13 protein-coding genes are annotated in these 13,263 nt (G+C 44.2%); 7 read left to right on the plus strand and 6 right to left on the minus strand.

The features are described from left to right. Positions 1-94: 94 nt before the first annotated feature. Complete coding sequence (locus CXF83_RS04780; protein WP_101092340.1) at positions 95-1,411, minus strand: anaerobic C4-dicarboxylate transporter; 1,317 nt, start codon at positions 1,409-1,411, stop codon at positions 95-97. 559 nt (positions 1,412-1,970) lie between these two features. Between CXF83_RS04780 and CXF83_RS04785 the strand changes: the two genes are divergently transcribed. From CXF83_RS04785 to CXF83_RS04815, 7 genes are all read left to right on the plus strand, one after another. After that, positions 1,971-3,458, plus strand: a complete 1,488-nt coding sequence (locus CXF83_RS04785) for a SulP family inorganic anion transporter (protein ID WP_101092339.1) — start codon at positions 1,971-1,973, stop codon at positions 3,456-3,458. 13 nt (positions 3,459-3,471) lie between these two features. Further along, on the plus strand, positions 3,472-4,317 hold the full coding sequence (locus tag CXF83_RS04790) for a universal stress protein (RefSeq protein WP_101092338.1): 846 nt from the start codon (positions 3,472-3,474) through the stop codon (positions 4,315-4,317). Positions 4,318-4,475: 158 nt separating this feature from the next. Then, complete coding sequence (gene mpl / locus CXF83_RS04795; RefSeq protein ID WP_101092337.1) at positions 4,476-5,861, plus strand: UDP-N-acetylmuramate:L-alanyl-gamma-D-glutamyl-meso-diaminopimelate ligase; 1,386 nt, start codon at positions 4,476-4,478, stop codon at positions 5,859-5,861. Positions 5,862-5,867: 6 nt separating this feature from the next. Further along, positions 5,868-6,521 carry a flavin prenyltransferase UbiX gene (locus CXF83_RS04800; RefSeq protein ID WP_198553509.1) on the plus strand — a complete coding sequence of 218 codons (654 nt, stop codon included), beginning with the start codon at positions 5,868-5,870 and terminating at the stop codon, positions 6,519-6,521. A 7-nt stretch (positions 6,522-6,528) separates the two neighbouring features. After that, positions 6,529-7,062, plus strand: a complete 534-nt coding sequence (hpt, locus tag CXF83_RS04805; protein WP_101092336.1) for a hypoxanthine phosphoribosyltransferase — start codon at positions 6,529-6,531, stop codon at positions 7,060-7,062. A gap of 138 nt (positions 7,063-7,200) precedes the next feature. Beyond that, positions 7,201-8,145 carry an ABC transporter ATP-binding protein gene (locus tag CXF83_RS04810; protein ID WP_101092335.1) on the plus strand — a complete coding sequence of 315 codons (945 nt, stop codon included), beginning with the start codon at positions 7,201-7,203 and terminating at the stop codon, positions 8,143-8,145. 2 nt (positions 8,146-8,147) lie between these two features. Further along, positions 8,148-8,918 carry an ABC transporter permease gene (locus CXF83_RS04815; RefSeq protein ID WP_180961097.1) on the plus strand — a complete coding sequence of 257 codons (771 nt, stop codon included), beginning with the start codon at positions 8,148-8,150 and terminating at the stop codon, positions 8,916-8,918. Positions 8,919-9,537: 619 nt separating this feature from the next. On the opposite strand, the gene CXF83_RS04820 is transcribed toward CXF83_RS04815, so the two are convergent. From CXF83_RS04820 to panB, 5 genes are all read right to left on the minus strand, one after another. Next, positions 9,538-9,879 carry a DUF4144 family protein gene (locus CXF83_RS04820; protein WP_101092333.1) on the minus strand — a complete coding sequence of 114 codons (342 nt, stop codon included), beginning with the start codon at positions 9,877-9,879 and terminating at the stop codon, positions 9,538-9,540. Continuing rightward, entirely contained in the window at positions 9,879-10,286 is a 408-nt protein-coding gene (locus tag CXF83_RS04825; RefSeq protein ID WP_101092332.1) for a hypothetical protein, read from the minus strand. Before CXF83_RS04825 ends, CXF83_RS04820 begins: the two co-directional genes overlap by 1 nt. Before the next feature lie 121 nt (positions 10,287-10,407). Continuing rightward, positions 10,408-10,914 (minus strand): hypothetical protein, encoded by a 507-nt coding sequence (locus tag CXF83_RS04830; RefSeq protein WP_101092331.1) that lies wholly within the window; start codon positions 10,912-10,914, stop codon positions 10,408-10,410. A gap of 474 nt (positions 10,915-11,388) precedes the next feature. After that, positions 11,389-12,237, minus strand: coding sequence for a pantoate--beta-alanine ligase (gene panC / locus CXF83_RS04835; protein ID WP_101092330.1), 849 nt, complete (start codon positions 12,235-12,237; stop codon positions 11,389-11,391). A 60-nt stretch (positions 12,238-12,297) separates the two neighbouring features. Then, positions 12,298-13,092, minus strand: a complete 795-nt coding sequence (gene panB / locus CXF83_RS04840) for a 3-methyl-2-oxobutanoate hydroxymethyltransferase (RefSeq protein ID WP_101092329.1) — start codon at positions 13,090-13,092, stop codon at positions 12,298-12,300. Between the last annotated feature and the right edge of the window lie 171 nt (positions 13,093-13,263).

Genomic DNA, 13,263 nt, shown 5'->3' on the forward strand with positions numbered 1-13,263 from the left:
TAAGGCGCCCTTTGAGGACGCCTTTAAATGCTATCTAGAGTAACAATAATTAGCCTAATTTGAAGCTGTATCGACTGACTTAGTGATCTAGCTGTTAATTAATGGTCATTGAAATGAAGTAGCCGATAAATGTTGCTGTGCCGACGCCAATAAAACCAGGCACAATAAAGCTATGATTCAACACATATTTACCAATATGGGTGGTGCCGGTTCTATCGAAACTAATCGCCGCTAAATCACTCGGGTAGAACGGGAAGAAGAAATAAGCATAGCAAGCGGGTAATACGCCGATAAGCACTGGTGCCGGGATCCCCAAAGAGAAACCCAGTGGCAGCATTATGGTTAAGGTTGCAGCTTGGCTCTTCAAGAAGATGGACGCGACAAACATCGCAATGGCGAATGACCAAGGATGAGCATGGACGATGTCACTCACAGACTCAATTAGATAGCTCTTGTGATAGCTAATAATAGTGTCGCTAAGCCATGCAATACCAAAGATAATGATCACTGCAGTCATACCTGCGATGAAGACATTACTGCTCACTATCTTTTTAGGATCTACCTTGGTGACAAGTAAAATCATCGCGCCAACGGAAAGCATCATAAACTGGATGGCGACAGACATCTTCACGCCTTCAGGCAATAACTCTTTGCTAAACATTGCCAAGCCAATGACGGCTAATATGCCGAGTAGAAAGATACTTAACCCTTTTTTGGCGATGCTGTTACTTTTGGCGACATCATCGGTTTCAATATCCGGATCAATGAGACTATTCTTAAACTCTTCATCCAGCAATCGAGCTTGAAACTCTTCATCTTTATCGAGATCTTTACCACGCTTTAAGCTCCAAGCTGAGGCGACCAGTACACCGATTAATGTTGAAGGTATGGTGACTAACAACACATCCATCAAACCAATATCAAGATTGTTTTCCATTGAGGTGGCAATAACAACGGCGGCAGCGGCGGCAATAGGGCTGGCTGTGATCCCCATTTGCGAAGCAACGGTTGCGATAGCGAGTGGACGCTCAGGCCGAATGCCTTTCTTGTATGCGACATCGTAGATCACTGGCAGTAATGGATAGACTGAGTGCCCCGTTCCCACAAGTACAGTTAAGGAGTATGTGCATAAAGGACCCAGAAACACGATTTGGTTTGGGTGTTTACGCAGTAGTTTTTCGGCATAGCGGACCAGTAGCTTTAGACCGCCAGTCGCTTCTAAGGTGGCTGATGCGGCAACCACGGCAAGAATGATCAACATGACGTTGATTGGCGGTGAACCTGGCGCAACGCCAAATACAAAGGCAAGAATGGAGACACCCAAGCCACCTAAAAGGCCAAAGGCAACACCGCCGTGACGGATCCCGACAAAGATGATGGCCAACAATAACAGCATATGCACAAAAAACATGGTGTGTCCCTTTAAGTAGTGAGCTGAAGCCAGTGTTTTACGTAAATGATGGTGGGTATTTGATAAGCAAATAACCCAGTGATAACTGACTTATACCGTATGTTATGGATTGCTTAAATAGTCTGTGTTCAGCAAGGTGATACAGCGCATTGGATCATGGCTGTTATTGATAAGAAACGTGAACTAACTTAACGGCAATATTTTAATCACATTTCTGAGGGCTTGAATATAGGCAGTGATTTCTACGATTGTTGGGGAGATGCAACAATAAAATAAGAAAAAGTGATGCTGTCTATTTTATAGACTGACTTTTAAGTGTAGAATCGCGCCTTATTATAATTTAAGAGGAAATTACTCATTGTGTTAATGACGCCACCTTAACGTTTCGCCCTCCCTATAGCTTTCATTGCTAACTAAGCATCACGCTTACTTCTTTGCGCTTGTTAATTCGTTGTCGATTACTACGGCAGTTTTCCGCGCCAAAATTTTATCAAAAAAGCACGCATATCACTCCAGTCTAATCTCTGGTGCGAACTGCCGTGCGTAAACTGAGAGTTCAATGTTTAAAAATTTCAAAATTGATTGGTTATCTAATATCCGTGGCGATCTGCTTGCGGGTATCGTTGTGGCGTTAGCCCTCATTCCAGAGGCTATCGCATTTTCGATTATTGCGGGTGTCGACCCCAAAGTCGGCTTGTATGCCTCATTTAGTATTTCAGTGGTAATAGCTTTCACCGGTGGCCGTTCAGGTATGATCTCCGCGGCAACGGGAGCAATGGCGCTGTTGATGATAACCCTAGTTAAGGATCATGGTTTGCAATACTTGTTGGTAGCAACAGTATTGACGGGATTACTACAGATTTTAGCGGGATATTTAAAACTCGGTAATTTGATGCGATTCGTATCGCGATCGGTAGTGACAGGGTTTGTAAATGCATTGGCTATACTGATTTTTATGGCCCAATTACCAGAGCTTACCAATGTGACTTGGCACGTATATGCGATGACATTAGCCGGTCTTGGAATCATATACCTGTTCCCTTATCTGCCTGTTATTGGCAAATTAATCCCCTCTCCTTTGATCTGTATTGTCGGGTTAACAGCATTTGCTATGATGTTTAATGTCGATGTGCGTACCGTGGGTGATATGGGAGACTTACCTGATACCTTACCGATATTCTTATGGCCTGATGTGCCGTTAAACTTCGAAACCTTACTGATTGTATTGCCTTATTCCATGGGACTCGCGGTCGTCGGACTATTAGAATCAATGATGACGGCGACGATTGTCGACGATCTTACCGATACCAATAGTGATAAAAACCGTGAGTGTAAGGGGCAAGGACTTGCCAATGTGTTTACGGGTTTTCTTGGTGGTATGGCGGGTTGCGCCATGATTGGTCAATCGATGATTAATATAAAGTCCGGCGGACGTGGACGTCTATCGAGTTTAGCGGCGGGTGTATTCTTGCTCATAATGGTGGTCTTTCTTGGACCCTGGTTAAAACAGATCCCTATGGCCGCCTTGGTCGCGGTAATGATTATGGTGGCCATAGGTACGTTCTCGTGGCAGTCCATTCTCGATATGAAAAAACATCCACTGTCGACCAATGTTGTGATGCTGGCAACGGTTGCTATGGTGGTAGCCACTCATAATCTGGCTATCGGTGTATTTGTTGGAGTGCTGCTTGCTTCCTTATTCTTTGCCAACAAGATTAGTCGCATGATGGTGGTTAGGAATAATATCGGTGAAAGTGACAGTTGTGAATATCGGGTGATTGGCCAAGTGTTCTTTGCGTCATCGGATAAATTTACCGATTCATTTGATTTTAAAGAAGTATTAGAGTCAGTCACTATCGATTTATCGGCGGCTCACTTTTGGGATGTGACGGCGGTATCTGCATTGGATAAAGTGGTGATTAAATTTCGTCGAGAGGGTACACATGTGAACCTTATTGGTATGAATCAAGCGACTCGCACCATTGTTGATAAATTTGGGGTACACGATAAGCCCGAAGAAGTTGAAAGACTACTGGCTGGACACTAAGAGGATGATACAGATGAAGAATATAGTTGCGTGTATTGATGGTTCTAAATTGACTCTAGCCACCTGTGAAGCCAGTGCTTGGGTTGCACACAAAGTGAAAGCACCGTTAACGTTATTGCATGTGCTCGATAAAGCCACCAGACCTGTGGTGAGCGAATTGTCGGGCCAAATTGGCTTTGGTAGCCAAGAAGACCTACTCAATGAACTGGTAGAGCTTGATGAGCTGCGCAGTAAAGTGGCGCTTAAGCATGGTAAGCAGTTACTGATAGATGCAGAAGAGTTAGCGCAAGTGCGAGGCGTGAGTGATATCCATAAATTACAACGCCATGGCAGTTTACTCGACACATTAATGGATCTAGAAGATGATTTGAGGGTGTTAGTGCTGGGGAGGTCGGGTGAAGATCATAGCAGCACTAAAACAATAGGCTCACAGCTTGAAAGTGTGATTAGAACGATTAAGGCCCATACCCTTGTGGTCAGCGAAAGCTTCGAAGTGCCAAGCTCCTATATGATCGCCTTTGATGGTAGTGCAACCAGTGACAAGCTGATTGAAAAGGCTATCAAGACGCCTTTGCTTGTCGGTTTGGAGTGTCATTTGGTGATGGTTGATGGCTCTGGTGACAAGAGCGCAGCTTTTCAACAAGCATCGCAGCAGCTTACTGAGGCAGGGATCATGGTGACAGAGCGAGTGTTAACTGGAGATGTAGATAGCGCATTACTCGATTACCAAGAGCAACAACAGCTTGGGATGATAGTGATGGGGGCCTATGGCCACACAAAGTTACGCCAGTACTTTCTCGGCAGTAACACCACGCAAGTGCTGATAAAAAGCAGCGTACCCTTGTTGTTAATCCGTTAATTATGCAGAGATAGAGGAGCCGATAATCAGCTCCTCTATTTTTTAGCCGCACCACAGCGTCAGCCATATTTAAAAGTGAGTTAAACACGAGTTAACTGACAAACCCCGCCGCAATTGGTTAGAATAACCTAGATTTTTTAAACTCCAGAGCGACCACTATGCACGTACATATTTTAGGGATCTGTGGCACCTTCATGGGCGGCCTCGCGTTGCTGGCTCGAGCTGAAGGGCACAAGGTAACGGGCAGCGATGCCAATGTTTACCCGCCAATGAGCACTCAACTAGAAGAGCAAGGTATTGAGCTGATCCAAGGTTTCGATCCTACTCAATTGGGTAAAAATGAAGATGATGCGCCCGATCTTGTGGTGATCGGCAATGCTATGAGCCGAGGTAATCCTTGCGTTGAAGCAGTGCTTAACCGCGGCCTTAAGTATACCTCTGGCCCGCAGTTTCTAGCAGAGCACATCTTGGCTGAGCGCTGGGTATTAGCGGTTGCTGGCACCCATGGTAAAACGTCTACCTCGAGTATGTTGGCGTGGATCCTCGAAGACTGTGGCTATGAGCCGGGATTTTTGATTGGTGGTGTACCGCAAAACTTCGGGGTATCGGCTCGCCTTGGCGGTTCGCCGTTTTTTGTGGTTGAAGCTGATGAATACGACAGCGCCTTTTTTGATAAACGTTCTAAGTTTGTCCACTATCAACCGCGTACTCTGGTGATCAACAACTTAGAGTTCGATCACGCCGATATATTTGATGATCTTAAAGCGATCCAACGCCAGTTTAATCACGTAATACGGACGGTTCCTGGTGAAGGAAAAGTGATCTGGCCAGCAGATGCGATAAGTGTGCAGCAAGTCATCGCGCTAGGTTGCTGGAGTGAGCAAGAGACATATCATTTAAATGCCGTGACTAACGGCTGGCATGCTCATAATCTTAGCGATGATGCTCATCAGTTTGAAGTCTTCTACAATGGTGAGTTGCAGGGGGTTGTCGATTGGGAACTCATTGGCCAGCACAATATCGAAAATGCGGTGATGGCAATTGCCGCAGCGAGGCACGTTGGGGTTAAGCCTGATGCCGCCATTGAAGCGTTAGCCAAGTTTGCACCTCCTAAGCGCCGCATGGAGCTGCTTGGTACTATAAGCGGTATCGAAGTTTATGATGACTTTGCGCATCACCCAACGGCCATAGCAACATCTCTAGCGGGTATGCGAGCCAAAGTGGGCCAGCGTAAGGTGACGGTGATTTTAGAGCCGCGTTCGAACACCATGAAGAGCGGCGTGCACAAGGACACCTTGGCAAACTCATTGGCTTTGGCTAGCAATGTCTTTTTATATCAAGCGGGCAATATTGACTGGGACATTAGCACCGCAATGGCCACAGCCTCGGTGCCAGTTGCTGTGTTGTATGATATTGATGAGATTATAGAGCAGGTCGTCGCTCAGGCGAGCAGTGGAGATACTATTATCATTATGAGTAATGGCGGCTTCGGCGGATTACATCAAAAGCTGCTGGCACAATTAAACACTAAAACAGGTAAATAACTAGCCATGAGTGTGACATACCATAAAGCAGACAAGTCTATTAGCCTGGCGTGGACTGGCGCCTCGGGCGCTCCATATGGCCTGAGATTATTAGAAGCACTGTTGAGAAGTGATTATCAAGTGTTCTTGATGATCTCATCAGCCGCGAGAGTGGTATTGGCCACAGAGCAAGGCCTGCAGTTAAGCGCCAATAGCGATAAAGCGCAAGCACAGTTATTAGCGCAGTTTGGCGACGTGGCTGGCGAGCTCATTGTATTGGGTAAAGAGGAGTGGTTTTCGCCGCCAGCTTCGGGTTCTGCGGCGCCAAAACAGATGGTCATCTGTCCGTGCAGTACAGGGACATTAGCATCGGTTGCAACGGGTATGAGTAATAATTTACTCGAACGAGCGGCTGATGTTGTAATAAAAGAGCGAGGCCAATTAATCTTGGTTCCTCGAGAAACTCCTTTTAGTGCCATACACTTAGAGCATATGTTGTCGCTCTCTCGCTTAGGCGTAACCATTATGCCTGCAGCGCCAGGCTTTTATCATAATCCCAAATCGGTTGAAGATCTGGTAGACTTTATGGTCGCCCGAATTCTTGACCATTTGGGCGTTGACCATGCATTAACGAATCGTTGGGGTTATGACAAGCATAATACCAACGACATCGACTATTGAGAGTTTTATGAAACACACCATTGAAGTGATGATCTCTGCAGAAGAGATCGATCAAAAATTGGATATTTTGGCTGAGCAAATTAATACGCATTATGCCGAAAGTGACCGCCTGTTAATGGTAGGTCTACTTAAGGGTTCTGTTGTGTTTATGGCAGATCTTTGTCGACGTATTAAAGGCCACGTAGAGATCGATTTTATGTCGGTATCAAGTTATGGCAATGCGATGACAAGCAGTCGCGACGTAAAAATCCTTAAAGACGTACAGTCCGAGATCCAGGGGCGTGATGTACTGATTGTGGAAGATCTTATTGATTCTGGTAATACCCTTAACAAGGTGCGTGAGATCCTGATGATCCGCGAGCCAAAAAGTTTAGCGCTATGTACCTTACTTGATAAGCCTCAACGTCGTGAAGTTGATGTGCCTGTCGACTTTATCGGTTTTACCATCCCTGATGAGTTTATCGTTGGATATGGCATCGACTATGCGGAGCAGTATCGTAACTTACCTTACATCGCGAGAGTGATTCCGCTAGAAGATTAATATTGTCTCTATAGCTTAGGTCGGGTTTTGATGCTTATTGGCGTTAAACTGATTATTGAGCTAGAAGCGCAATCGATACTAATGACTCTCGCTATTGCGGGAGTTTTTTTTACTTAATACAGAGTGATTGGAATAACCATGGCAAATACAGAAGCCGCCTTAGTTATCGACTCCTTAAAAAAAACCTATAAAGGCGGAGTTGAGGCAGTAAAGGGCATAAGCTTAACAGTGAATAAGGGCGATTTTTTTGCGCTACTTGGGCCTAACGGAGCAGGTAAATCAACGACGATTGGTATTATTAGTTCTTTGGTGCAAAAGAGTTCGGGAAAAGTGTCTGTATTTGGACATGATATTGATAACGAGCTTGAACTCGCCAAACTCAGTATTGGCCTAGTGCCTCAAGAGTTTAATTTTAATCAGTTTGAAACGGTACAGCAAATTGTTGTCAATCAAGCGGGTTACTACGGCGTTAAGAAAGAGGTGGCACTAGAACGTGCTGAAAAACACCTTAGTCAACTTGACCTGTGGGAAAAACGCAACAGTCCAGCGCGTGAACTCTCTGGCGGCATGAAGCGCCGTTTGATGATCGCGCGCGCGTTAATGCATGAGCCACAATTGTTGATTTTAGATGAACCAACAGCGGGTGTAGATATTGAATTGCGTCGCTCTATGTGGACCTTTCTCACCGAGCTAAATGAGCAGGGCGTGACGATTATTCTCACCACTCATTATTTAGAAGAAGCCGAAATGCTTTGCCGCAATATCGGTATTATCGACAAAGGTGTGCTGGTGGAATGCACGAGCATGAAGTCGTTGCTTAGCCGTTTGAATATGGAAACGTTTATTCTTGATTTGGGTTGTGACTTGAATGAAAATCCCGCGCTTGAGCAGACGGTGTGTCGCTTAACAGATCCACATACCTTAGAGGTTGATGTGGCAAAAGAGCAGAGTCTTAATGATGTTTTTGTACAGTTGAGTGCGCTTAATATTCAAGTGCTGTCGATGCGTAATAAGGCCAATCGCTTAGAAGAACTGTTCGTTGAGTTAGTCGAAAAAGGTAAAGTGTCTGGGGGCGGAAAATGAATATGAGAGCGCTGTATTTTACAGCTTTTAAAAGTATCTTAACCAAAGAGATAAACCGTTTTACCCGTATTTGGATCCAAACTTTGGTGCCTCCGGCGATCAGTATGACCCTGTATTTCCTGATATTTGGTAACTTAGTGGGTAAACGCATTGGTGAGATGGGCGGTGTCTCTTATATGGAGTTTATCGCGCCAGGTTTAATCATGATGGCAGTGATTACCAGCTCTTATTCTAATGTGGCATCCTCCTTTTTTAGCGCTAAATTTCAGCGTAACTTGGAGGAGCTTATCGTTGCACCTGTGCCGCACTATGTCATTATCGCAGGCTATGTTGGCGGCGGTGTTGTCCGTGGCTTGTTTGTGGGCGCTATCGTGACGTTAGTGGCGATGTTCTTTGTCGATATCACCATACAGCATGCTGGATTGGTGGCGATTACGGTGTTCTTAACGGCAGTTTTATTTGCCTTAGGTGGACTCATTAATGCCATTTTTGCAAAAAGTTACGATGATATCAGTATTGTTCCTACCTTTGTTTTGACCCCATTGACCTATCTCGGTGGCGTGTTTTATTCGCTATCGTTACTGCCCGATTTTTGGCAAGCGGTATCGGCATTAAACCCTGTGGTATATATGATTAACGTATTCCGTTTTGGGTTCTTAGGCTATGCCGACATCAGTGTTCCTTTGTCAGTTGCAGTCATGGTTGGCTTCTGTGTCGGGTTATGGAGTTTAGCTTACTACCTTATCTCGCGCGGAATAGGCTTGAGAAGCTAATAGAGAGTGTAATGACTTTAAAAGCCAACAATTAAATTGTTGGCTTTTTTATTGGTTTATTTTTGTGTTCGACTAAGCGCTAACTCTGCTCGATAAATTCGACGATATCGAATCAATACGCAATGGTATTGAGTGTATAACGATACGAGTGTGTCGCTATCCGTTTCGATATAGTTGGCTTTTTTATGGGTTTATTTTTGTGTACGACTATGCGCTAACTCTGCTCGATAAATTCGACGATATCGAATCAATACGCAATGGTATTGAGTGTATAACGACACGACTGCGTCGCTATCCGTTTCGATATAGTTGGCTTTTTTATGGGTTTATTTTTGTGTACGACTAAGCGCTAACTCTGCTCGATAAATTCGACGATATCGAATCAATACGCAATGGTATTGAGTGTATAGCGACACGAGTGCGTCGCTATCCGTTTCGATATAGTTGGCTTTTTTATGGGTTTATTTTTGTGTACGACTAAGCGCTAACTCTGCTCGATAAATCCGACGATATCGAATCAATACGCAATGGTATTGAGTGTAAAACGATACGAGTGCGTCGCTATCCGTTTCGATATAGTTGGCTTTTTTATGGGTTTATTTTTGTGTACGACTATGCGCTAACTCTGCTCGATAAATTCGACGATATCGAATAACTGCGCAATGGTATTGAGATTTAGTTTACTGGTACAGCAATGACCGTTAAGACTAGCGTATTGCTGAACAGACTGACGCAGTTCTGCTAGTGTCAGTTGCGGAGAAGCCAAGTGGATCTTGATGGGGCTGTCCTCGGCAATCAGATAGCTGTTACCGCTATAATCGACAATAAAGCTCCCTGTTAACACACCAAGCATGCCTGTTTGTTCTAGCCAGTCATGCATTGTTTCAAGTCGTAGCAGTTCACTGCTGTTTTGTTGTCGTAGTACGATAGGCCAGTTAACTTGCGCTAATGTGATTGTCATTAGTGTTCCTGTTTTAGAAGCCAAGAGTATTGTGTTTGGCAGGCGTAATCGTCATAAGCTTTTATTTTATCTTTGATGCTATCAGCGACGCCAAAAGCGTAACCTTTAATATAAACCAACACATAAAAGGCGCGTTGATGACCGTTATCATAAGGTTTTAGCAGTGTATTTAAGCGCATATTTAAACTTATATTATCAATCTTATGACCAGCATTCATTGCCAATTTTGAGCAGATTAACAGTTCGGTAATCTCTCGTTGTTGAAGTACTTTATTTGCCGTGGCAACAAAACCATGCATCCCGATTCCACCGCGACTAGCGATAACCTTTTGTAAGGTGATGTAGGCGAGACTAGCCCCCAATAACAGTCCAAATATGAATAGGGCGATATAACTGAGTTTGCGCATGGTGTTACCGAGTGTTTGCTACTGGACTCATAGAATATTACCCTAGCGTTGTTCAAAATATGCTGTTGATATCTATTTTGTGGCGTTTATCTGCAAGCAATATTGGTTTATACCCCAGCCGTTACTGTGACTCTGTGGTTTCTTGGGTAATTTGTTCTTTACGATCATCCAGAAGAATAATTGTGGTGGTATTATTGGTGATGAGGTTGTCGAAGTGCAAATTCATCTTTTGAATTGATTCGGCATATTCCGGATCGGTGCTTTCCTTTTTCTGCCAATATCGATTACGTTCTAGCTTTTGTAACTCGCTGGCTCTTAATATTTCAAAATAGCTATTCTCTTGCTTCAAGCGATACATTTCACTCTCTAATAGCTGCAGTAAACGCTCTTTTGAAATGGTTTCTTTCTGTAATAACACTTGCAGAGGGTCGAGTGTGCTGAGGCGTTTGTCTGAATCCGTTTCAGTGGTGATACCCAGTACATACTCTATTTTATGTTGACGAAACTCTTTTGGACAGGAGTGCTGACTAAAGACAATCTTGTCATCTTTAATGCATTTAAAAATACTGTTTGCTTCAACGTATCCGCTAAGTATTAAGCAAATTATTGAGAATATAACTTTCGCCATTGGGCTAAATATCCTTTTCGACTCAATGATTATTAATCACTATAAGCGTGTGTTTCAGTCTCTAGGCTACAACACTTATTATGTATAAATGATTACTGGATGACCAATATACTATGGCTTAACTCAGACCATAACACCAGTTTTTTGACACTCGACTGATATGAATCAATGTGCAGTGGCAAGCGCACTGCTGATAGGGGGCGTGAGTTATTGAGTCACTAATGTTCAAAGTATTGACGCGTTATTCCCCCGTAATCAGTCTCTTTGGATTCAGCTCAGCTTCGCCCACTTCTTGCATCTGACTTCCTGCTTTCAATTGACGGTATATGTCGCGCGATGGGGCTTAAAATCTGAGATAGTCATGCTTGAATCAGTTGTTGATAAATCGATGGGAACATTTTTAATGGGAGGGAGTATTAAATGGCTCAGAGCAGGTGCTTTGAGCCAAATATAGTCAAGATAGGAGTGCAGCGTCTAATTAATCTGCAGCACTAGGTTATCGATTAATCGCGTTTCGCCCATATAAGCGGCGACCAAAATAACCAATTCATTGTCGTTACTCAGCGCTTTGTTGAAGGATTTAGCATGACGAATATCGAGGTAGTCGTTTCTAAAGCCTGCTGAGGCAATAACTTGCTGCGCAGCTTTTATAACCTCATCAATCTGCTTGCCTAAGCAAAGCTCATTCGCCATCTTGTCTAAGGTTTGCTTGAGTACCGCCGCTTGCTGCTTTTGTGCTGACGTTAAGTAGCCATTACGCGAACTCATCGCAAGGCCTGAGGCTTCACGTATGGTTTCTACGCCTACAATCTCAATCGGCATAGACAGGTCTTCGACCATGGTTTTTATCACGAGCAGTTGCTGAAAGTCTTTTTGCCCAAAAACGGCAATATCGGGTTGAACGATATTAAACAGCTTACACACAATGGTTGCTACACCGCGAAAGTGACCTGGGCGACTTTCGCCGCACAATTGATCAGAGATTAACGGTACTTCAACAAAAGTCTGAACGTCCATTCCCTTAGGATAGATGATGGCTGGCGTTGGCGTGAACAGCAGCTCTGCACCCGCCGCAATCAAGGCCTTTTGATCATCTATTAAGGTTTTTGGATACGCGTCTAAATCTTCGTTTTGGCCAAATTGCATTGGATTGACAAAGATAGAAGCGATCACATGATCTGCGCGTGATCTCGCTTCTTTAACTAAGGTAATATGCCCAAGGTGCAAGTTGCCCATTGTCGGGACAAAGGCAACCGTTTCGCCTTTGATACGCCATGCGCGGACTTGCTCGCGAATAACGCTAATCGATTCTGTGGTGATCATGATACTCGTGCTCTAACACTGACAAATATGAATACTGAAATAAGCTGATAGTCGAACCACTTAGCTAAAAGTATGTTCTTCAGCTGGAAAAACACCTTGTGCGACTTCGTCAATATAAGCACGAACAGCGCTGCGGATCTCGCCAGTTTGCTTTAGATAGTTTTTCGAAAAACGTGGAATGTAACCACTTGAAATGCCTAAGACATCATGCATAACTAAGATTTGACCGTCAGTATCTGCGCCTGCACCGATGCCGATAACGGGAATAGTTAATGCGTTAGTAATGGCTTTAGCTAACGGCGCGGGAATACACTCAACAACGAGGAGTTGTGCCCCTGCTGCTTCAATCGCTTTGGCTTCATCAAGAATACGCTGCGCATTATCGGCATCACGACCTTGAATTTTAAAGCCACCAAATACATGTACTGATTGCGGCGTTAAGCCTAAGTGGCCACATACAGGAATGCCGCGTTCGGTTAGCATCTTGACACTTTCGAGTAGCCAGTGGCCACCTTCAACTTTTACCATATTGGCGCCAGCTTGCATAAGCGTCGTCGCGTTAATCATGGTCTGTTCAGGTGTCGCGTAACTCATAAAGGGCATATCGGCAATAAGCAATGCACGTTCAACGCCACGACGAACACAGCGAGTATGGTAGGCAATATCGTCAACCGTAACCGGGAGTGTGTCGTTATGTCCTTGGAGTACCATTCCCATTGAATCACCGACTAATAGTACGTCAACACCTTCGCTATCGAATGCGTTCGCAAAACTGGCGTCATAAGCCGTTAATGCAGTGAATTTTTTGCCTTCACTCTTGAAGGTTCTCAGTGTGGAACTCGTAATTTTGGACATAGTGGTAATTTTAAAACCTAATTTGTTGAGTTGTTATATGCCAAGTTGGGCTGAACTTCAATGATCTCGGAATCAAACTTCTGTACTAACGTGGGTATTCTATCAAAAAATTAACTTAAAAATGACTTATAGGGATAGGTTTTGCATTTGTGCCATTAAGTCTGTGAGCTA

It is taken from the genome of Shewanella sp. Choline-02u-19 (genome assembly GCF_002836205.1).
In the GTDB taxonomy this organism is placed as follows: Bacteria; Pseudomonadota; Gammaproteobacteria; order Enterobacterales; family Shewanellaceae; genus Shewanella.

Bases quoted from the DNA above. Each gene is read 5' to 3' on its own strand.
- CXF83_RS04780 (WP_101092340.1), bottom strand. From the start codon at position 1,411: ATGTTTTTTGTGCATATGCTGTTATTGTTGGCCATCATCTTTGTCGGG.
- CXF83_RS04785 (WP_101092339.1), top strand. From the start codon at position 1,971: ATGTTTAAAAATTTCAAAATTGATTGGTTATCTAATATCCGTGGCGAT.
- CXF83_RS04790 (WP_101092338.1), top strand. From the start codon at position 3,472: ATGAAGAATATAGTTGCGTGTATTGATGGTTCTAAATTGACTCTAGCC.
- mpl (WP_101092337.1), top strand. From the start codon at position 4,476: ATGCACGTACATATTTTAGGGATCTGTGGCACCTTCATGGGCGGCCTC.
- CXF83_RS04800 (WP_198553509.1), top strand. From the start codon at position 5,868: ATGAGTGTGACATACCATAAAGCAGACAAGTCTATTAGCCTGGCGTGG.
- hpt (WP_101092336.1), top strand. From the start codon at position 6,529: ATGAAACACACCATTGAAGTGATGATCTCTGCAGAAGAGATCGATCAA.
- CXF83_RS04810 (WP_101092335.1), top strand. From the start codon at position 7,201: ATGGCAAATACAGAAGCCGCCTTAGTTATCGACTCCTTAAAAAAAACC.
- CXF83_RS04815 (WP_180961097.1), top strand. From the start codon at position 8,148: ATGAGAGCGCTGTATTTTACAGCTTTTAAAAGTATCTTAACCAAAGAG.
- CXF83_RS04820 (WP_101092333.1), bottom strand. From the start codon at position 9,879: ATGACAATCACATTAGCGCAAGTTAACTGGCCTATCGTACTACGACAA.
- CXF83_RS04825 (WP_101092332.1), bottom strand. From the start codon at position 10,286: ATGCGCAAACTCAGTTATATCGCCCTATTCATATTTGGACTGTTATTG.
- CXF83_RS04830 (WP_101092331.1), bottom strand. From the start codon at position 10,914: ATGGCGAAAGTTATATTCTCAATAATTTGCTTAATACTTAGCGGATAC.
- panC (WP_101092330.1), bottom strand. From the start codon at position 12,237: ATGATCACCACAGAATCGATTAGCGTTATTCGCGAGCAAGTCCGCGCA.
- panB (WP_101092329.1), bottom strand. From the start codon at position 13,092: ATGTCCAAAATTACGAGTTCCACACTGAGAACCTTCAAGAGTGAAGGC.